Source organism: Microcystis sp. T1-4 (assembly GCF_000297435.1).
Taxonomy (GTDB): domain Bacteria; phylum Cyanobacteriota; class Cyanobacteriia; order Cyanobacteriales; family Microcystaceae; genus Microcystis.
Genome location: NZ_CAIP01000214.1, coordinates 43,760 through 63,750 on the forward strand (window position 1 = coordinate 43,760; position 19,991 = coordinate 63,750).

A 19,991-nucleotide genomic window follows, 5' to 3' on the forward strand; every position below is an offset into this window, starting at 1 on the left:
AGAGAGTTAAGCCGTCCAATTTACATCTGTCCCTCTGGTGTCAACATGAACAAAGTTTCGACTTGGATAAGTGCCAATCCCCCCGTGAAAGACATAGTTACCAATACCCGGAATATTAAAGGTTCTACCGCGATAGGAGCTTAATTTAGCCGCCCATTGGGCAGGAGTACCCCCACGAGCCACAAAATCTAAGGCTAGGGCTTTAGTGTGTTCAGAACCAGGAACACCGCCGACACAAGCGTTATAATCAGGATCTCGATAAGAACTGGTAATAACGATGGGGACACCTAGATCACTGCGTAGTTTGTTTAAAACGGTTAAGGTTCGTGCTAAATTTGGCCAAAGATTCTGAGGAGGGACGGAATTACGGGTATTGCCACAAGTGCGATTCCAATAGGGCGTTAACTCACGGCCTTTGAAATATTGCAAGCCTAAACCATCAATATAGTTTTCTAACTGTGAGGTTAGGGATTGAAGAACCACCTCTTCTGTCTCAACCACTTCAAACGGTTCGTTCTCTAAATAGGCTGCATTACTATGTAGGGCAAAAAGAAGGGATTCAATGTTTTCTAATCGTTCTGCCAAAATTTCTAAATTTAATGAGGACTGTTCTTGAGTATCGTTCATGATTTTGACCTGCATTTGGGGTAATTAATAGTATTGAGAATGAGGGAAAGCGTACTACCAACGGTAAAGAAATTATAGCGTTTCTGATTCACACGAGGTACATTCCCGATTCTGAACAGCTTAATCAGCAAAGGTTTAAGTGTGCCGCACAGATGCGAGAACCGCTATATTGACTTTTCCTAATAAGTTAAGTACCTAAGCAAAATTAATTACACATATCTAACCACCTCTTGCCTCCTGCCTTTTGCCTTTTGCCTATTTTCACTAGGAAATTAATTTTGCACGACTACTTACTAATCTTTTCTAATTCCCTTAAGCCTTAGTAAGCGAATACTCTCCCCCCACTGTTATCCTTAATTGCTATGTAAGACATTTAAGCAATTACTGTTGTCCCAGTGATTAAATCTTTAAACTTTGCTGCAACCTGATTTTCCCAAGCTTGAAAAATCAGATCATCTTCAAATAATTTTTGAGGATTAATGGTAGAATTAGGATTGATCAGAACTCCGATATCTCGGTATTCAGGTTGCTCATCTAAAGCGTAAGCTGCTAACTCACTACAAATCCATTTATCAGGACAGTTGAGAGCTTCAGACAGTAACTTTTTGATTTTTTGCCGTGATAAAAGATTGAGTATTTGACCAGGTAAACTTCCAGAAAAGGCATGAGCTAGGATTAGTTTATAGTCATATTTTTTACCTACTTCTGGTTTGAGAATCTCAACAATACGCTCTGCAATCTCATCAGTTAAATCTTTGGGTTTGCGGAAGAAAATTTGGCAATTAGAAGGTTGAAAATAGGGTTCTAGAGGATTTTCTTCTACCATATTCGTGCCAGCATTCGCTTCAATACAGGTATTTTCACCCGTAACGATGAGAGCGTGAGTAGCATAAATATTGCTCATTTTATCCCACTTAGTAAAATAAGCAATTCCTCGACCAACTGGATTTGTTCCGTCATAGGTAAAACCGATGTAACCCTTGTTATAGTTAACTCCGTAAACAGGGTTCAAGGTGACGATTTCAAGTTCGGCTTTTTGTTGTAGTTGAGTAGTCATTTTTTTGCCTCTCAGAACGTAACAAAGGAAGTTCTAACTCTGTTCGGAAGTGAAATATAGCGTTTCCTAAGCTATTGAGGTACACCTATTTTTCTTCCCTTTTGCCTTCTGCCTCTTGCCTTTTGCCTAAAACCCATAACTTTTGTACCTCAGCAGACTGAAAAACGCTATAGATGAGTTAGATAGCTGGCGTGACTAGGTAAAATTAGATGCGGTACTTATACTTAACACTCTAGATTATTTATCAGAACTTACTGCCCTTAAAGACTGCCAATTAATATATTTCTTTAGGTTTCTGTATATAAGTTTACAGAATATTGTTGAGCTATTTATTAACAAAAAAAGTTGAGTTTGATGGCAAAGTATCTTAACACCTAAGCTCGCCAACCTGAACTTTAGCCGATTCTCGATCGCAATTTTAGGCCACCCTAGCACTGCGCTCTTTTGCCACGAGGATTTTTACCGAGAAAAATGATCTGTCTGCCTGAGAACAGGCTATAGTGATCATCAAACCCTCAGTGAAAAACTTCCCGTGTCTTCAGTATTCCGCCTTCCTCGCTATTTTTCTCCCGCTCTGCAGCGTCGAGTCATCAAAACTCTCGCAGCAAAAAAAACCCGTCAATTCTTGACATGGGCGGCAGCTTGTGCTAGTTTTTTGATCCTCTGGGCGTGGAATTGGCAGTTAGTTTTGGCCACTTTAACCGGAGTGGGGGCGATGATTGGAGTTTACCATCTCCAGGGTCAAAACTGGCCATCGCTGTGGCTGTGGGGGCGTGCTTTTTTCACTGCCGATAGCGGTAAGTTAACTTTAGCGGTAGTCTGTGGCGGTTTGGGCAGTTTAGCCACCTATCTCGCTGTCGCCATTTGGACCTATGCCGAAAATCGCTGGTTAGCTCTAGCCTCAATTTTGCAAGGAATTGGCACGGTTTTGACTTTAATCCTGCTAGGATGGCATTTTCTCGACCATCGCGGTCAAAATGAGTCAAAAAACTTCGATCGCTGGTTAGAAAAATTAACAGTCAATGATCCCTTAATGCGCTTAATGGCAGTCCGACGTTTAAGTGAAATGGAACTTTCCCCCAGTCGTCGAGAACAATGCCAAGAATACTTCCGTTATCTTCTCTCGCGAGAAACCGACACGCAAGTGCGATCGGCTTTATTGGATAATTTTTCTGGCAAAGAAACAATCAAACCGCAACCTTTACAAATACCCCTACAGGTGAAAAAATCCCTCCTAAAATACGATTAATACTAAATCCTGTTTAAAAAGTATAGGGAAGTGGGGGAGTGGGGAAATTGAACTAAAACCCCAAAACCCCAAAACCTAAAACCTGTCTCCTAACGACCGGCTCCTGACTCGGAGAATACTGACGACCGACGACCTGCGCCTGAATCCTAGGCCACCATTTAAGATAACTGCTATAGTTAAAGCTAAAGGCTGACTGTAGAGGTTGAAGAGGATATTTTTTTACACCAAAGTTAACTCGCGCTCCTCGATATTTTGGAACATCAGGGTACTCAGATAACGTTCTCCAAAACTAGGCTGAATCACCACAATTAATTTACCCTCATTTTCCGGTCGTTGGGCCAGTTGAATCGCAGCGCAAAGATTGGCACCGGAAGAAATCCCCGAAAGTAAACCCTCTTCTTTGGCCAGACGACGACCAAATTGAAAAGCTTCCTCATCACTGACAGTAATTACCTCATCAATCAGATCTGTGCGTAAAACTTCCGGAATAAAACCCGCACCGATACCCTGAATTTTATGGGGACCGGGATTACCACCAGAAATCACCGGACTATTGAAAGGTTCCACCGCGACTACTTGAAAACTAGGTTTACGAGATTTAATCACTTCAGCGACTCCCGTAATCGTGCCTCCAGTACCCACACCTGCAACAATAAAATCTACCTGTCCGTCGGTATCTTGCCAAATTTCCTCAGCAGTGGTGAGACGGTGAATTTCTGGGTTAGAAGGGTTGCGAAATTGTTGCAACATATAAGCGCCGGGGATACTATCAACGATTTCCTGAGCGCGTAAAATTGCCCCTTTCATACCTTGGGAACCGGGGGTAAGTTCTAGGGTAGCACCGTAGGCTTTTAACATCGCCCGGCGCTCTAAACTCATCGTTTCCGGCATAGTTAAAATTAAGCGATAACCCTTAGCTGCCGCAGTCATCGCGAGGGCAATTCCCGTATTGCCGGAAGTGGGTTCCACTAAAACCGTGGTTTCTGGATTGATTAAACCCGCTTTTTCGGCGCTATTAATCATGTGGGTGCCAATACGGTCTTTGACGGAAGCAGCGGGATTCATCCCTTCTAATTTCATCACAATTCGGCCAAGACAGCCCTCCGCCTGGGGAATCCGATTCAATTGTACTAAAGGAGTGCGGCCAACCAATTCGGTGACATCGTGAGCGATACGCATGATATTTTCTCAGTCTGGGTGATTTGTGTGCTTAGTTATAGCGTTGACATACTCCCCCGCGTGAACGACGGGGGATTCTTATTCATAGTTCATAGAAATCCACTTGCTATCTCTGGTTTCCCTTCAATAGTAGAGGCGGTTTTCTCCCCATGCTTTCGGTCTTCCGACCCAGATTCCCAATGCCCTTGGGTACTGTTTTGCCATTCCATCCCGAGAACTTCCATTCCTCTTTTAAGAATATTTAAAGCCGCATTTGTATCACGACAGATTTTAATTCCACAGTGAGGACAAGAGTGAGTTCTAGTGCTTAGTGACTTTTTCACCCGATGACCACAATTAGAGCAATCTTGGGAAGTATAGTTGGGTGCAACCGCAACTATTGCTTTATCCCAAATTTTGCCATAGTAGTCTAGCCATTGAGTGAATTGATACCAACCTGCATCAGAAATAGACTTAGCCAAGTTATGATTCTTGACCAGATTCGACACTTTTAAAGCCTCATACACCACAACATCGTTAGATGCCACTACGTTTCGGGCTAACTTAATCGCCCAATCTTTCCGCTGGCGTTGAACTTTCAGGTGGAGTTTACCCAGTCTTTTTCTGGTTCGATGGTAGCTCTTGGATTGAGGTTTTGCCCCTTTCCTATGCTTTTTACTTAATCGTTTTTGTTGACGTTTTAGCCTTTTTTCTGCTTTTCGCAAATACTTAGGATAAACTACAGCATTGTCGTTTTGGTCTTTGTAAAAATATTGCAATCCCAGGTCAAGACCGATAACATTGCCTGTATAGTTTCCCTGCTCTTTGCGGTCAGCATCAAAGCAAAATTGGGCATAATACCCGTCGGCTCGGCGTACAACACGAACACGATTAATCTTTAGTCGAAAGAGGTCTTCTCTTGTTTCCTTGTCGCAATAAAGAGAAAAAGCACCGGCATTAAAACCGTCAGTGAAAGTAATATACATACAATCCTCTGAGAGTTTCCATCCCGAAACCTTATACTCAACAGAGCGACAATGCTTTTTGAATTTTGGATAGCCTTTTTTCTTTTCTCCTTTTCGACAACGAGTATAGAAGTTAGAAATAGAAGCCCAAGCTCTTTCTGCACTGGCTTGACGAGCGGCAGAGTTTAACTTTTTGGCAAAAGAGAACTCTTGAGCAAGGACTTTGCACAGTGCATATAAATCATTTCTTCCTACCCCCGAATTATCCATCCAGTATCTAACCGCTTTGTTACGAATAAATTGGGCGGTACGGATGGCTTCATCCAGAGCTTGGTATTGCTCTTTAGTGGCGTTTAGTAGCTTGGCTTCTCTAACTATCATGTCTTGATTTTATCACAAGAGGTGGTTGATAAGCAACTATTGAGAAGAAAAAGCCGCCCGGTCGGGCGGGGAACCTTAAACCCAATTTTTCGGTAAGTTCTCAGCTTTAGCGTTTGAGAATTTCCTCACTAGCCAAGGATGCGCTATATAGCTCACTTATAGCAAAGGCCAGCCCTAGATCAGCAAAATTTCCGTTTTCTTTTGTTTCTTCAATCAGTCCGAGTTGATTCCCAGAGACAGGCAAAACTACCATGACCGATAAGATTGCTTTTTTCCAAAAGCTTATACTTGTACTAAAATAACTATGGATAGTTTACTAAAGTCAGAATTACGGTCATGACCATTAAATCTAATCTAGCCCTATTGAAAGAACAACATATAGAAATTAAGGGCTATTTGAGCGATAGGTTAAAAGCACGTCATCTAGAATGGATTGTAGAACATCTTGAGGATCCTGTAGCGGCGGAATTGTTCCAGATTATCATACAAGAACGAAATGAGAGAACCAAAGTTAATTCAACTCAGTCCTTGCAAATATCCAGACACGAGGGCAAAATTGAACAGTTAGGAAAAAGTAATCAGAATTTATCCAACGAGAATGTTGAGCTTAAACAAGAAGTCAGTTATTGGCAAGAAAAAGTTAATGAGTTGCTACACAAGTTAGAGCGGTTCCGTCAAGATTTATTAGACTTTGATCAATCTGAGATTTATCGTTTAGGTCAATGGTTAAAGGCTAGTCTATCTAAAACTGGCTGGGAACGTCAACAGGCTTTACTAGAAAAGGAATTAGTTCATAAAGACAGTTATAATCTAGCGGTGAGCGATCTAAAAAATACTATTCAGCAACAACAGGATGGGATTACACAAATAAAAGAGCGAGCCATCTCTACAGTTGAATCTCTGGAAAAAACTAATGATAAACTACGAAGACAAATGGGGGATATTAAAAAATATATTATTAATAACTATGGCGACAAAAAGTGGCAAGAAATCACTCGTTACTTTGCAGATGACCAGGAACTGAAGCCATGAATTTACTAGAAGAAATGAACTATCGCCAATGGCAAAAAAGAAATAGTGAAGTATTTCATCGCCTTTCCCTAGAGCAACAAGGACAAGCGAGAAAAAAGGGCTATTATAATAGCGGCTGGGGAAAGGTTAAAAGCTCTTGGGAACTTCTTCAGGATTTTAAAAATAATACTTATAAAGTTGTCAGTTTATTTGAGCATGAATTAAATAAAGGAAATCTCGTCAAAGCCATTGATTTAGCAATTATTGAGTCTGAAAAAGCTAAAAAAATATCTGAAGACGGAAAAAAAGAGTTGGAAAAAGTCTCGAAAAATTTGCATGAAATAGCTGATAAAGCTTTGGCTAAATATCCTTTATTATGATTATTATGTACTGCCATGACTAAAGTATCAAAATCAAAGTTGTCCCAATTATATAGCTCCGATGAAATTGCAGAAATCTGGAATGCTAATCAACATCTAGCAGTTATCGAACATCCCCAAAAAGGATTAATTAGCCCGAATCAATATCGAACAATGGCCAAAGAAAAACTCTGTCCTTTTTGTGGTAAAAAGATGAAACATGGCGAAGAATTTAAAACTTCTTCTCAGTCAGAAGCTATCAAAAGGGGTTACGAATATAATAATTCTCAAGGGGAAAAAGTTATTAATCAAATCAATCAGATATTTTTTCATCCCAATTATGTCACTATCGATCATATAATTAATAAAGCCCGCTGTCCCGAAAAAATGTTTGATTTTGACAATTTACAACTGGTCTGCTGGCAGTGTAACCAAGCAAAAAGTGATGATAATGCCTATGAAATTAGTCACACTTATGAGTATTTATCTAGTCTAGTCGATGAAACAGCAATTCGTTATCCTCTTCTTGAAAAGACCAATGACTTAGCCGAGTTTAACAAACCTTAATTTTAATCAACCTTAATTAACTTTATCATCTAATCAAATAGCCTTCAAATTTAATCGAAAACCCATAGTAAAATTCCACTATAATTGAATTGAGCTAATCTGAGTCAAAATCAATAACTTGTTTGCTTTTGCCTCATGTCTAATACTAAATCCGGTTATTAAAGAATGATTATTTATTTCCCCTTTTGCCTATTGCCTGTCTTGATATGTAGCAGATACTCAACGGATTTAGTATCATTACGTCGCACGTGAGAAAAGGATCATTTAAAGTCAGGCTAAATTTTTATGAAATTTTCTTGACTATTATGACAAAAAATGCTAATTCTTCCGACAATTATCAGTAGTTTTTGATGAAATCATCACAAATTACTGGCAAGTTTAATTATTAAAAGAGGTTGAGCGCCCAGGGACAAATTCAAAACCTAGCTGCTAACAACCGAAAAAGTTGGGTTAGTATTAGGGGAGATACCCTCTGAGGAGTTGCACTAATTATATGGACATCAAATTAATCCTGTTGGCATTAACGGCTGTATTCACCGTCTCTTGTCTCTTTTTCGGCACCCGCAACGGTTTTTACGATAGCGATAACTACGATGGCAATGGTTCGGCTCACTAACCAGTCATCATAATCAGGGTTGCCATGGTTCAACGCTCTACTGCTGTCTGGGGGTCAAAATCCCTTTTATCCTGTTTACCTTTTGGTGTCGGTCACGCGTCGGAAGGGGTTTGTCTCCTCCTGAAAATCGGTCCCTATCGCCTACTTTTAGATTGCGGTTTGGCCGATATGCAACCCCTGACCCAAAACAAAAAACCACCCGTGGATCTGGTGTTCTGTAGTCATGCCCACAGCGATCACATCCGTGGGTTAATGGCTCTCCATCAGACCTATCCCCAATTGCCAGTTTATGCCAGCGAGGTGACAGTACAACTGCTGCCCCTACAATGGCCCGATTCTGTCGAGGAAATCGGCAGTTTCTGTCAGGGTTGGCCATGGCGATCGCCGATCACTCTCTTCGATGATCTCACCGTCGAGATTTTTCCGGCCGGCCACCTACCTGGGGCTGCTGTAGTTCTCTTCACCTACAAAACCCCCAAACGCACCTATAAGGTCCTCTATACCGGCGATTTTTCCCTATCTAATTTTCAACTGGTGGAAGGATTATCGATCGATCTGCTGCGGGGAATATCCCCCGATGTACTGATTATTGAAGGCAGTTACGGCACAGAGCGCCATCCCCACCGACGACAGCAGGAAAAACAGTTGATGAATCGCATCTATCATGCGATCGCCGAGGGGCAAAATGTCCTACTACCCGTCCCCGCTTTGGGATTGGGTCAGGAAATTTTAAAATTACTGCGATCGCACCACCAATTCACGGGCCGCGACATTGATATCTGGGTTGGGGGCAAAATCGCTAAAGCTTGCGATGCCTACCTAGAAATCTTGCCACAATTTCCTGCCTCTGTGCAAAATTTTGCCAAACATCAGCCCTTATTTTGGGATGAGCGCATCTGTCCCCGGTTGCGAAGATTGCCAGAAAAACCGACACCTCTAGGGGGAACCACTCCGATCATTTTACTAATCGATCGCCTAGAGGAGGTGAGTAAATATCTGCAAGGGGATAAACCTTGGTTAATGTTAGCTCCCCAACACCTGCACGATATCAACCTGGAGAATCCCCGATTAAAAGCGGCACAGCGTTCGGGATTAATTAGCCAAGAAACCTATCTACTGGCCGAACATAGCGATAGTCGCAACACCACCCAACTAATCCATAACCTGCGACCGCAGCATATCATGTTCGTCCATGGCTCGCCCCTATATCTAGCGGATTTGACCAGTTTAGAAGAATTACAAAGCCGTTATCAACTCCATTCTCCGGCCGTGGGAACCCTGGTGGAATTGCCTATTGGCGATCGCTTTTTGCAACCGACACCCCCGGCCCCCAGTCACTATGAGGGAGAATTAAATGAATCGGATTCGATCATCACTATCACCTTACCAGAGCCGATCACCCGGGATCCCCGGTGGAGTAATTTCGCCGATACGGGACTGGTGGAAGCGCGCTGGCAAGGGGAAGAATTATTATTGCGGGGAGTCTCCCAACGGGAATTATTAAGCGAGATTCCCAATCGCACCACCAAAGCTTTAGAGGAGATGGATTGCTGTCGTGTCTGTGTCCACTACAAAAGTCAGCGCTGTTGGAATCCCGCTTCTCCTCTCTACGGTTTTAAAGTGGTTGCCGAAGGCTATTGTCCCGTTTTTGAGGCCAATATATAGTTAGGGTCTGCTGAAAAAGTTTGGGGGTTAGGAGTCGGTATTCGGGAGTCAGTATTCTTGGACTTCCTCCATACAGAAATACTAAAAAATTAAATTTTAACCCAGGCTCTCCAAGACTTTTAGCCCTAGCTAGTATAATTCCCCAGCTGCTGTTCTTCGACCTGATTCTTGCCGAGAAGGAGATCAAGTCAAAAAAAGAACCCTTGCCAAAATCTGAAACTGGCTCTCAAAGGGTAAGTGCAGTCATAACTTCTACTGTTTCTCCCGCTTGTATGGTAGTTTTACCCTGGGGAATTATGGCTAAAGCATTAGTACCCGCTAAATTAATTAAATTAGCCGAATTGTGTTGTCCGGGAGCAAGTTGAAATTGATAAACTCCCTCGATAATTTCTATTTTTCCCCAGAGATAAACTTCTCTTTGTCCCTTAGATTTGAGAGTATCGCGGGTGACAACTCGCAGAAATTTGTTCTGATAATCTGTCAATCCCGATAATTTTTTAATGGCCATTTGTACGAAGCGCCAACAGCAAACTAAAGCAGAGACGGGATTACCGGGGATACCAAAGTAAATACAACCGTTAGGAAAAGTAGCAAAGGTTAAGGGTTTACCCGGTTGAATAGCAACGCTGCCAATCAGAATTTCTCCCCCTAATTCCCCTAAAATTCCCTCGATATAATCGTAATCTCCCACAGAAACGCCTCCAGTAGAAAGGACGATAGCACTAGAATTAATGGCTTTTTTGATAGTTTCTCTGAGAAGATCAGGATTATCTTTTATTATACCTAAAGGCCTGGGAATTGCCCCTAAACTGGCGACAAATGCCGTTAAAGCATAGCGATTCGAGTCAATAATTTGACCTTTTTGTAGGGTTTCATCGGGATTAATTAATTCATCTCCCGTGGAGAAAATTGCCACTTGGGGACGGGAAAAAACTGTCAATTCGGTAGCTTGTGCCGTGGCTAAAACCGCCATTTCTGGGGAATTAAGGGCAATACCGGCTTTTAATAGGGTATTTCCCGCTCGATAGAATGTGCCGCGTTGACGCACGAAAAGACCTATTTTTTCGGGAGGGATAAGAATCGCCACTCGCTCCCCTTGTTTTTGAGTATTTTCCTGCATAATAATCGTATCACTGCCGGCGGGTAACATCGCTCCGGTAAATATTCGCGCTGTTTCTCCCGGTTGAATAATTTTTTCGGGGACTTTGCCGGCGGGAATTTCGGCGATAATCTTTAAAGTAACGGGATTTTCTGGGTTAGTGTCTTTGACATCTTCGTAGCGGACAGCATAGCCATCCATAGCGGAATTATCCCAATAGGGAAAGTCTAAATCACTGCTGATATCTTCGGCTAAAATGCGCCCAAAAGCTGCCCCTAGAGAAACTTTTTCGGTTGGGTGTTGGGGTTGAATTTGAGTTAAGATTATAGATTCTGCTTCTTTGACTGAGTACATGGATTAAAAAAATGAACCGATTAGCTAGATTAAGGGTGGAAGATATACAAGCTTGGCTCGGGGAAGTGCATTTATCGGATAGGAAGGGTCAGACTCCCTATTATATACCGGTTTTGAAGCAAGTTAATCCTGAGGTTTTCGCTCTCCAGATTCACTGTCTTGAGGGGGAGATTTTGTCTTGGGGAGATGAAACTGTAACTTTTCCTTTGATGAGTGTGATTAAACCTTTTTTGTTATTATATCTTTTAACTCATTTAGGGGAAGATGCTGTTTTTCGTCGCGTGGGAAAACAAGCTTCTAGTTATCCTTTTAATTCCTTAACTCAACTGCAAGAGGATCGAGGTTTTCCCCGTAATCCTATGATTAATAGTGGTGCGATCGCATTAGCGGATTTATTAGCAGGAGAAACGCCAGAATCTCGCTGTAAAAATTTGCTTTTATGGTTAAATGAAATGGGTAATTGTCAATTATTTATTGATCGCTCTGTCCTTGATTCTGTCCACTCCTATCCTAATACCCACAATCAGGCTTTAAGCTTAGAATTAGAAAAAAATGGTTATATCAGTCATCGTTATTTAGCTCTAGAAACCTACAATCAAATCTGTTGTTTATCTGGAAAAATTGCCGATCTTGCTAATTTAGGTAAGTTGATTTTAGCTGCTCCTTTTGGCGAAATTATTCTAGAAATTATGACTAATTGTGGACTCTATGAAGCTTCCCAACAATTCGCCCTTGAGGTAGGTTTTCCCACTAAATCGGGAGTTAGTGGAGCTTTGTTATCAATTGTACCGAAACAGGGAGCGATCGCTTGTTATAGTCCCCTGTTAAATGAGCAAGGTAATTCAATTTTAGGACTTAATTTATTAACACACATAAGTCATTTTGTCAAGTAAATTTAATCTATGAAAATAAGCTTTAATTCCTCAAAAAAATACCGATACTTTTTCTGATTTTTCTGGTCAAGTACCGTGAAACCCCGGAGGGATAAAGTTCATTTTGTCAAGGATTGTTAAGATGCGCTTACCCTGATAATTCCAGTGATCAATTGGCTATCCTGATCATCTCTGGTGATTTTCCCGCAGCATAAATATCCCACATTGTCCGATAAGCTTTTTCTAAATTGCGGGTAAAACGAAGGGTATCAAATAACGGATAAGTCAGACGATTTTGTGCTAGTTTCTGTTTAATTTCGTGCAATTTATCAGGAGATTTTGCTAAATTAATCGCTAAATTTTTATACTCCTCTAAATTCTTAGTAATTAATTCAGGTAGGCCAATAGCTGTCAGTAAACTAGCACCAACACGGGAAGGAAAAGTTGCACCTGGACAAGTTATAATCGGTAAACCTGCCCATAAAGCATCACTCCCAGTAGTATGAGCATTATAGTATAAAGTATCAAGAAATAAATCAGCTAGTTGATGCCGCGCCAAATGTTCCAGCTTAGGTTGGAGATGGGCAAAAATTAAGCGATCGCCTTCAATTCCTCGCGCTTGTGCTTCCCGACGTAGATTTGCTTCAGCTTCAGCTACTCTCGAAAATAACCATAATACACTACCTGGAACATTGGCCAGAATTTCCATCCAGACAGTGAATATTTGCGGCTCAATTTTATAGGTATGGTTGAAACAACAAAAGACAAAACCCGATTCAGGAAGACCATAATGGGAACGAGTAACCGGTTTAGATGATATGATTTGTTGATAATCATTAGCCTGATAACTATCTGGTAAAATTACCAATTTTTCAGTAAAATTATCAGCAGACTTTGGTGGTGTAACTATGGCATCACCAATAATATAGTCGATAAAATCTGCTCCCATTGTCCCCGGATAAACCAAATAATTAACTTGAATCGGTGCCGGTTTTAAAGCCAATATTTGCGTCCGCGCTTTATCAATATATCCCATCAAATCAACTAAAATATGCACCCCATCATCAAAAATCCGTTGTGCAGATTCCGTAATTGATAAAGTAGCAATATCATAAAAGCGATCGCAATCATTGGCAATGCGACGACGATACTCACTACCATCATCAGGACCATAGGAATAGGCAATTATTTCAAAGTTATTGCGATCATGTAAACCAAAGACACTTTGCATCAAATGACTGGTAGGATGATTACGAAAATCATGGCATAAATAACCTATTTTTAATCGTCCAGATCGGGTGCGTGAATGGTTAAAATTGAGTGGTTTAGTCACTAAGGCTAATTGTCTTTTAACCTCTTGAGCATAGTTACAAGCTACTTTTAACTGTTGACTAGCAGACCAAGGTTTATATAAGCTATCAAAGGGAGTTACTGCGGTAGATTTTCCCTCTTGTAACTGGTTTTCGGTTAATTGCCAAAGTTGGATTAAATCAGCTTCTCTTGTCTCCCAATTACAAGTCATTTACTTCATGGAAAATAAGCAAGCGAAAGCCTCTGGTGAATTGGGTTGAATGGCTAAAGCTTGCTTAAATACGCTCATAGCTGCTTCTACTTGGTTCTGTCTTCCTAACGCTAAAGCTAAACTATTATAAGCTTTAATATACTTAGGATTAAGTTTAATTGCTGTTTGAAAATAAGCGATCGCTTCTTCAGTCTTTCCCTGGAGTTGTAACACATTGCCTAAATTAAAGTGTGCCTCTGGATAATTAGGGTTTTTCCTGATTGCTTCTTGAAACTTTACCGCAGCATCCCCTAACTTATCCTGCATTTGTAAGACTAAACCTAAATTATTCTCAGCAAAAGCATAGTTTTGATTGCTACGAATAGCTTGGTTAAAGCAAATAATAGCCTCGTCTAAATTTCCCTTGCTAACTGCTATTATTCCTAAATTATTGTGAGTTTCTGCATAATTAGGGTTAATAAGTAAAGCTTGTTTATAAGCTAAAATAGCCTGATCAATTTGTCCTAAACTATCCATAATTACCCCCAACTGATGCCAATCGGCTGCATATTGAGGATGTTGATTAATTAATTGTTGATAGAGAGCGATCGCTTCTTCAAGCTTAACCTGTTTTTGCAAGGTGTATGCTTGCTGATAAAGGGTATCTGCTGGCGAAGTATCAGGCTGATTATTTGCTAGATTTCCTCCAAATAAAGGAGAAATAGGATCAAGAGTAATAATTTTACTGATGTCATCATTTTGGAATCCTAAAGCTTGGGGACGTTTAACTCCTTCTAAGACTTGTATATCATAAAGTTCAGTCACTTCACCTTCTAGGCGTATCCAGTGAACAACTTCACCTGTTTTCAAATCAATAATTAGCAGACCACAGCGAGGATCTGCTTCTTTAGCCATTAAATTATCATCTAAGATTAACCCCGAAAAAGTCTTATCTCCCCCACGACTTTTAGATAATCCAACAATGGCATAATTTCTGACAAATGATAAACCGCGCAGAAAACCAGGACAAAAAGTAACAGGCTCAAAAATGCCTTTATCTTGATCAATATAACCAAAGTAACCCGTACCCGCATTTAATAACCATAACTTACCCTGATAAAATCGGGGAGAATGAGGCATAGATAAACCAGTAGCAATCACTTCATTAGACTGAATATCAATGACACAACCGCCAGTTTGTCTTCTGTCTCTCCACCCATCCACCACATCTGATTGACTACAAGCGGTAACATAACGCGCCTTCCCATCTACCAAGGCTAAACCATTAAGATGACAACGATCTTCATTGACTAAAGCGGAAATAAACGATGGTTTCCATAGGGGAATACAACTATGGCGATCGCTGACTGTTGCCAGACAATTTAACATGGTACTGATAAATATAATTCTTTCAGAGAGATTTTCTATTGCCAAATCGTGAATATCTAAATCCCCAGTAGTATAACTAATACGGGGGATATAAAGTTTATCGTAACCATCATAAAGTTGTTCGGATAATAGCACATTATCTAGTTGCCAGATTTGATAGCGGGAACTAAGATAAATCCTTTCTGGGGTAGCATATAAACCCATGGCGCGGTCAAATATACGCTCAAATCCGGACATCCCCCTTTGAGGGTTAACTCCTAAAAACATCAGTCGAGAACTTTGATAGGTAGTAAAAGCCAGACTAATCTGCTGAGACTCTAACCAATCGATGAAGTTACGGGAAGCAATTATCTCTACGGGAATAGATTGATTAGTATTGGGAGTTGATTGATTAATCATAACCACAAAGACACAAAGATTAGTCAGTAGGGTGTGAAGCGCGATAGCATAACGCACCAATTTAATGATAGAGGTGGTGCGTTACGGCGGCTTGTTAATTTTGGTTTTTTGACGGAATTGATAGCCGCAAATACGCACCCTACACCTAAATTAGGTGTGTCAGTCCACTACGATTTATGTTTTTGTTTGAGTGCGATCGTTTATAATCAAAATATCATTATTTTGGGGTAAAAGAAAAATGCGTAAACAGACCATTCAATATACATCATCTTTAGATGCTTTGATTGCTGTTGCCAAGCGACTTAGCGTTTATGAGAACCAACATAAAATGGATTCCGAAGATTTTTATAACCAATACAATCAGGGAACATTATCAGATCATATAATATTTATAGAATGGGCAAACGATTATCTTCATTACCTTGCTTTGCGTCAAGAATTAGAACAAATATTAAATCATGCTGCTTAAACTTTTATCTGATTACCTCAATCAAGTAGAGCAAGCAATTGTGCAGTCAGTAGGGTGTGAAGCGCGATAGCGTAACGCACCAATTTAATAATAGAGGTGGTGCGTTACGGCGGCTTGTTAATTTTGGTTTTTTGACGGAATTGATAGCCGCAAATACGCACCCTACGCCTACTTAATTAAACAAAGAAATTACCCACTGTAATGCTCCCTAAAGCTGGTAAAGTACCGGTAAATCCAGTGATATTTATTAATAAATCATTGCTGGATTGGAAGCCAGCCGTGCTATCATTAATAACGAGGTAAGTTCCAGCTATCGCACCGCTTGTTACTTGCACTAAGGCGGCACTATTAACCGCTAATTCTTGATTACCTGTAGTGGCTCCATTGGCATCAGTAAATACCTGATTGATTAAATTCTGTAAAGTGGTGACAGTGCTATCAGCAGCGCGACTGAAACTACTAGGCGCATTCATGGCGAGTCCGCCTTGAGTTAATAAGTCAATTTTATCACTATTGATGGCAAAATCCGTAATTTGATCGCTTGCTGCTATGGTAGATTGGCCAAATTGGAAGATGAAGATATCTGCACCTAAACCACCTACCAAAGTATCAATTCCGGCTGCCCCATTGAGGGTATTATTACCACTATTACCAGTAATAATATTGTTGCTATTGTTACCTGTACCGTTAATATTGCTAGTATCAATTAGTGTGAGGTTTTCTATATCCGGGTAGTCAAGTAAAGTCCGATTATCACTGCTTTTCAAAGTATCAGTAATGATAACTTCTGCCTGCCCTCCCTCAGGATTAATGATAGCATTAGTCGGATTAGACAAGGTTACTTTAAAGGCTTCATCAGGTTCATTGAGGTCATCATTGAGTATGGGAATTTCAATAGTAGCAGCAGAAGTATTAGCGCGAATTTCCAGATTTCCGGTTGTGCTAGTGTAATCTAACCCGGCGGTAGCGTTAACGGGTGTAGTAGTATAGTTGACGGCAATTGGATGTAAACTGGGAGTTTCGACTATGACGGTGAGAATTGCCTTAGTATAATTTTGATCTTTGACAATATCTTTACCTTCTACAACAGTGATAATGATGCTGCTTATAGATATTTGGGAAAACTCGTCATTAGTAATCGTTCCCGTTGCAGTTCTCGTCGTCCCGATTAGATAACCAGTCCCAGAAGCAACAGTTAATACGACGTTTTCATCCAGTTCAATAACAGAATCCGTCATCGGGTCTATTATTACTGTCGCAGTATCAGAACCAGCAGCGAAGGTGACAGTATTATTAGTCCCAGTGCGAGTGTAGTCGGTATTGAGAGTAGCAGTCCCTCCGAGGGTGTAATTGACTGTTAAAGCATTACTGGTTACTCCAGTACGGGTGAAGGTATAAACGAGATTACCTGTCCCGTCTTCAGTAACACTTGCAGGAGAGACAGCAATAGTGATACTGGGAGTGTTATCATTATCTTTAATTGTTCCCGTTGCAGTTTTCGTCGTACCTACTGTATAACCAGTCCCAGAAGCAACAGTTAATATGACGGTTTCATCCAGTTCACCGATGGTGTCAGCCTTGGGAGCAACAGTTACTGTCGCAGTATCAGAACCAGCAGCGAAGGTGACAGTATTGTTAGTTCCGGTGCGAGTGTAGTCGGTATTGAGAATAGCAGTCCCCCCGACCGTGTAATTGACTGTCAACGCATCAGTTGTTGGTCCAGTACGGGTGAAGGTATAAACTAAGTTGGTTGTCCCGTCTTCGTTAACAATGGTGGTAACGATGGGAGTATTATCATCATCATCATCAACAGCAAGAGTAATACTAGGGACATCGTTATCCTTAATTGTTCCCGTCACTGCGGTGGTCGTACCCACTGTATAACCGGTCTCAGAAGTAAGAGTTAAAGCGACGGTTTCATCCGGTTCAATAATGGTGTCAGGAGTGGGGAGGACGATTAAGGTGGCAGTCGCTAAATTCGCCGCAAATATGATACCTGTAGGAAGAGGATTGTAATCAGTTCCATTAGTTGCTGTCCCACCAATACTGTAGTTAACCGTTAAAGGATTTGTTGTCGGACCTGTACGAGTGAAAGTGTAGATTAATAATTCGGTTCTCCCGTCTTCGATAACACTACTGGGAGAAACCTCAAGAGTAATATAAGGAAGACTTTCATCGGCTTTAATCGTCCCCGTCACTGCGGTGGTCGTACCTACTCTATAACCGGTCCCAGAAGTAAGAGTTAAAGCGACGGTTTCATCCGGTTCAGCAGTTGTGTCAGCAGTGGGGTCAACCGTTACGGTAGCAGTCGCTGAACCAGCAGCAAAGGTGACAGTATTGTTAGTCCCAGTACGGGTGTAGTCGGTATTGAGAGTAGCTGTTCCTCCGAGGGTGTAATTGACTGTTAAAGCATTACTGGTTACTCCGGTACGGGTGAAGGTATAAACGAGATTACCTGTCCCGTCTTCAGTAACGCTTGCGGGAGAAACTGCTAAGGTGACATTGGTATCATCATTGGTAATTGTCCCGGTAACTGCGGTGGTCGTACCTACCGTATAACCTGTCCCCGCAGCGATGGTTAAAATGACAGTTTCATCTGGTTCAACTGTTGTATCAGCAGTCGGATTTACAGTTACGGTCGCAGTAGTAGCATTAGCTGCGAAATTCACTGTCCCTGTTGTACTGGTATAACTGGCTGCACCAGTTTGAGTGTAATCTGTGCTAAAAGTAGCTGTTCCCCCAACTGTATAGTTAGCGGTTAAGGCGCTGGTAGTAGAACCGGTACGAGTGAAGGTATAAACTAGATTTGTTGTCCCATCTTCTGTCACACTACTGGGAGCAACCGCAAGGGTGATACTGGGAGTGACAGGACTATTCGTAATTGTCCCAGTCACTGCGGTAGTTGTCCCAACTGTATAACCTGTCCCCGCAGCAAGAGTTAAAGCAACAGTTTCATCACTTTCTACTGTTGTATCAGCAGTGGGGTCAACTGTTACAGTAGCAGTGGATGAACCAGCAGCAAAGGTGACACTGGTGGGAATAGAAGCGTAATCGGTTCCATTAGTAGCTGTCCCCCCAACTGTATAGTTAGCGGTTAAGGCGCTGGTAGTAGAACCGCTACGAGTGAAGGTATAAACCAGATTAGCTGTCCCGTCTTCTGTCACGCTTGCCGGAGAGACAGTAAGCGTAATACTGGGAAAGGTGGTGGGTTGACCGATAATTCCATCACCGTTAAAGTCTTGTTGGAAGTTGGTTTCTTGGCTGAAAGCTTGGGTTGAGTTTAATCCCCACCCTCCAGTGGAAGATTGCCAATTCCAATTGCTATCTAAATTCCATATATATAGAAGGTTTTGTGATGTATTCCTCAAGAGGACTTGGTTAATTCCATTAACGGTTTCTGCGGCTAATATTTGCCAACCAGGGTAGGTATTTGTGGCAATATGAGTGGCACCATTTTTGATGGCGATGGGGTTATTATTGCCAATTTGGGTGTAAAGTTTATTAGTTGTGTCTTGGACTAATTTGGTGTTACCGAAGGCTTCGATTGGGGTGACACTGGTAGCGGGGACATTAGTAATCGTCCCGGTAACTGCGGTGGTTGTCCCAACTGTATAACCAGTACCCGCAGTAAGAGTTAAAATAACAGTTTCATTACTTTCAATAGTTGTGTCAGCAGTGGGGTCAACGATTACCGTCGCAGTCGCTGAACCAGCAGCAAAGGTGACACTGGTGGGAATAGAAGCGTAATCGGTTCCATTGGTTGCTGTCCCACTAACTGTATAGTTAACAGTTAAAGCATCAGTGGTTACTCCGGTACGGGTGAAGGTATAGACTAAGTTAGCTGTCCCGTCTTCAGTAACACTTGCGGGAGAAACTGCAAGGGTAATACTGGGAAGAGTCGGACTAGAAACATAGCTAAAATAACTAGCAGTTAGACTTAATGCTGTTTGATTATTGATAACTGCAATAAGTTCATCTGGTTCGGTTCCGGGTTTGTTGATGTAGAGATTAGTAATGGAACCATCAACCGATAACAGATAGTTACTACTTGAACCTCGTAGTTGAATTATATCATCAGTGGTGTTAAAGTCGGCAATTGTCGCGTAGTCGTTATCACCGGGAAGGGTGCTATTACCGTCATCATAAAAGGTCTTTGTCGTATCTGCAAGAATAAAGCGATCGCTTCCTGTTCCTCCTTCTAGATAATCTTGTTCTCCTATACCGTTATTGGTTCCTTGTAGGGTGTCATTGTT

15 protein-coding genes and 1 pseudogene are annotated in these 19,991 nt (G+C 41.4%); 8 read left to right on the forward strand and 8 right to left on the reverse strand.

The features are described 5' to 3' along the window. Nucleotides 1-6: 6 nt before the first annotated feature. Nucleotides 7-627 (reverse strand): YcbK family protein, encoded by a 621-nt coding sequence (locus MICAI_RS22575; RefSeq protein WP_008202900.1) that lies wholly within the window; start codon nt 625-627, stop codon nt 7-9. Between the two features lie 373 nt (nt 628-1,000). Beyond that, a complete protein-coding gene (locus MICAI_RS13505) occupies nt 1,001-1,684 on the reverse strand; it encodes a hypothetical protein (RefSeq protein ID WP_008202902.1) in 684 nt (227 codons plus the stop codon). Nucleotides 1,685-2,216: 532 nt separating this feature from the next. Between MICAI_RS13505 and MICAI_RS13510 the strand changes: the two genes are divergently transcribed. Continuing rightward, nucleotides 2,217-2,933: a hypothetical protein gene (locus MICAI_RS13510; protein ID WP_008202903.1), complete on the forward strand. Its 717-nt coding sequence runs from the start codon at nt 2,217-2,219 to the stop codon at nt 2,931-2,933. 219 nt (nt 2,934-3,152) lie between these two features. Here MICAI_RS13510 and cysK read toward each other — a convergent pair whose 3' ends face one another. The 3 genes from cysK to MICAI_RS26475 form a co-directional block, all read right to left on the reverse strand. Beyond that, a complete protein-coding gene (gene cysK / locus MICAI_RS13515) occupies nt 3,153-4,112 on the reverse strand; it encodes a cysteine synthase A (RefSeq protein ID WP_008202905.1) in 960 nt (319 codons plus the stop codon). Between the two features lie 89 nt (nt 4,113-4,201). Further along, entirely contained in the window at nt 4,202-5,437 is a 1,236-nt protein-coding gene (locus MICAI_RS13520; protein WP_008202906.1) for an RNA-guided endonuclease InsQ/TnpB family protein, read from the reverse strand. A gap of 106 nt (nt 5,438-5,543) precedes the next feature. After that, entirely contained in the window at nt 5,544-5,690 is a 147-nt protein-coding gene (locus MICAI_RS26475; RefSeq protein WP_008202908.1) for a hypothetical protein, read from the reverse strand. An 83-nt stretch (nt 5,691-5,773) separates the two neighbouring features. Here MICAI_RS26475 and MICAI_RS13525 point away from each other — a divergent pair, with 83 nt between their 5' ends. The 5 genes from MICAI_RS13525 (at nt 5,774) to MICAI_RS13545 (ending at nt 9,655) form a co-directional block, all read left to right on the forward strand. Next, on the forward strand, nt 5,774-6,469 hold the full coding sequence (locus MICAI_RS13525) for a hypothetical protein (RefSeq protein ID WP_008202910.1): 696 nt from the start codon (nt 5,774-5,776) through the stop codon (nt 6,467-6,469). Next, nucleotides 6,466-6,828 (forward strand): hypothetical protein, encoded by a 363-nt coding sequence (locus tag MICAI_RS13530; protein WP_008202912.1) that lies wholly within the window; start codon nt 6,466-6,468, stop codon nt 6,826-6,828. Before MICAI_RS13525 ends, MICAI_RS13530 begins: the two co-directional genes overlap by 4 nt. Nucleotides 6,829-6,843: 15 nt before the next feature. After that, the gene (locus MICAI_RS13535) at nt 6,844-7,374 is read left to right on the forward strand and encodes an HNH endonuclease (protein WP_008202915.1); all 531 of its coding nucleotides are present in this window, start codon (nt 6,844-6,846) and stop codon (nt 7,372-7,374) included. 493 nt (nt 7,375-7,867) lie between these two features. After that, a complete protein-coding gene (locus tag MICAI_RS27585) occupies nt 7,868-7,990 on the forward strand; it encodes a hypothetical protein (RefSeq protein WP_002737208.1) in 123 nt (40 codons plus the stop codon). Between the two features lie 24 nt (nt 7,991-8,014). Beyond that, a complete protein-coding gene (locus MICAI_RS13545; RefSeq protein ID WP_008202917.1) occupies nt 8,015-9,655 on the forward strand; it encodes an MBL fold metallo-hydrolase in 1,641 nt (546 codons plus the stop codon). Nucleotides 9,656-9,881: 226 nt separating this feature from the next. Here the strand turns inward: MICAI_RS13545 and glp are convergent, their stop codons facing one another. Next, nucleotides 9,882-11,108, reverse strand: coding sequence for a molybdopterin molybdotransferase MoeA (glp, locus tag MICAI_RS13550; RefSeq protein ID WP_008202919.1), 1,227 nt, complete (start codon nt 11,106-11,108; stop codon nt 9,882-9,884). An 11-nt stretch (nt 11,109-11,119) separates the two neighbouring features. On the opposite strand from glp, the gene MICAI_RS13555 reads away from it, so the two are divergent. Next, the gene (locus MICAI_RS13555) at nt 11,120-12,001 is read left to right on the forward strand and encodes a glutaminase (protein ID WP_008202921.1); all 882 of its coding nucleotides are present in this window, start codon (nt 11,120-11,122) and stop codon (nt 11,999-12,001) included. Between the two features lie 148 nt (nt 12,002-12,149). Here the strand turns inward: MICAI_RS13555 and MICAI_RS27895 are convergent. Next, nucleotides 12,150-15,269 (reverse strand): annotated as a pseudogene (locus MICAI_RS27895) (TIGR03032 family protein). Nucleotides 15,270-15,507: 238 nt separating this feature from the next. Between MICAI_RS27895 and tumA the strand changes: the two are divergent. Next, nucleotides 15,508-15,738 (forward strand): antitoxin TumA, encoded by a 231-nt coding sequence (gene tumA, locus MICAI_RS13570; RefSeq protein WP_008202927.1) that lies wholly within the window; start codon nt 15,508-15,510, stop codon nt 15,736-15,738. Between the two features lie 176 nt (nt 15,739-15,914). Here tumA and MICAI_RS13575 read toward each other — a convergent pair whose 3' ends face one another. Beyond that, on the reverse strand, nt 15,915-19,625 hold the full coding sequence (locus MICAI_RS13575) for a Calx-beta domain-containing protein (RefSeq protein ID WP_369751913.1): 3,711 nt from the start codon (nt 19,623-19,625) through the stop codon (nt 15,915-15,917). Between the last annotated feature and the right edge of the window lie 366 nt (nt 19,626-19,991).

Excerpts from the sequence above, each read along its gene's own strand:
- tumA (WP_008202927.1), top strand. The coding sequence starts at position 15,508 with ATGCGTAAACAGACCATTCAATATACATCATCTTTAGATGCTTTGATT.
- MICAI_RS13505 (WP_008202902.1), bottom strand. The coding sequence starts at position 1,684 with ATGACTACTCAACTACAACAAAAAGCCGAACTTGAAATCGTCACCTTG.
- MICAI_RS13525 (WP_008202910.1), top strand. The coding sequence starts at position 5,774 with ATGACCATTAAATCTAATCTAGCCCTATTGAAAGAACAACATATAGAA.
- MICAI_RS13535 (WP_008202915.1), top strand. The coding sequence starts at position 6,844 with ATGACTAAAGTATCAAAATCAAAGTTGTCCCAATTATATAGCTCCGAT.
- MICAI_RS13530 (WP_008202912.1), top strand. The coding sequence starts at position 6,466 with ATGAATTTACTAGAAGAAATGAACTATCGCCAATGGCAAAAAAGAAAT.
- MICAI_RS27585 (WP_002737208.1), top strand. The coding sequence starts at position 7,868 with ATGGACATCAAATTAATCCTGTTGGCATTAACGGCTGTATTCACCGTC.
- glp (WP_008202919.1), bottom strand. The coding sequence starts at position 11,108 with ATGTACTCAGTCAAAGAAGCAGAATCTATAATCTTAACTCAAATTCAA.
- MICAI_RS13555 (WP_008202921.1), top strand. The coding sequence starts at position 11,120 with ATGAACCGATTAGCTAGATTAAGGGTGGAAGATATACAAGCTTGGCTC.
- cysK (WP_008202905.1), bottom strand. The coding sequence starts at position 4,112 with ATGCGTATCGCTCACGATGTCACCGAATTGGTTGGCCGCACTCCTTTA.
- MICAI_RS13520 (WP_008202906.1), bottom strand. The coding sequence starts at position 5,437 with ATGATAGTTAGAGAAGCCAAGCTACTAAACGCCACTAAAGAGCAATAC.
- MICAI_RS13545 (WP_008202917.1), top strand. The coding sequence starts at position 8,015 with ATGGTTCAACGCTCTACTGCTGTCTGGGGGTCAAAATCCCTTTTATCC.
- MICAI_RS22575 (WP_008202900.1), bottom strand. The coding sequence starts at position 627 with ATGAACGATACTCAAGAACAGTCCTCATTAAATTTAGAAATTTTGGCA.
- MICAI_RS26475 (WP_008202908.1), bottom strand. The coding sequence starts at position 5,690 with ATGGTAGTTTTGCCTGTCTCTGGGAATCAACTCGGACTGATTGAAGAA.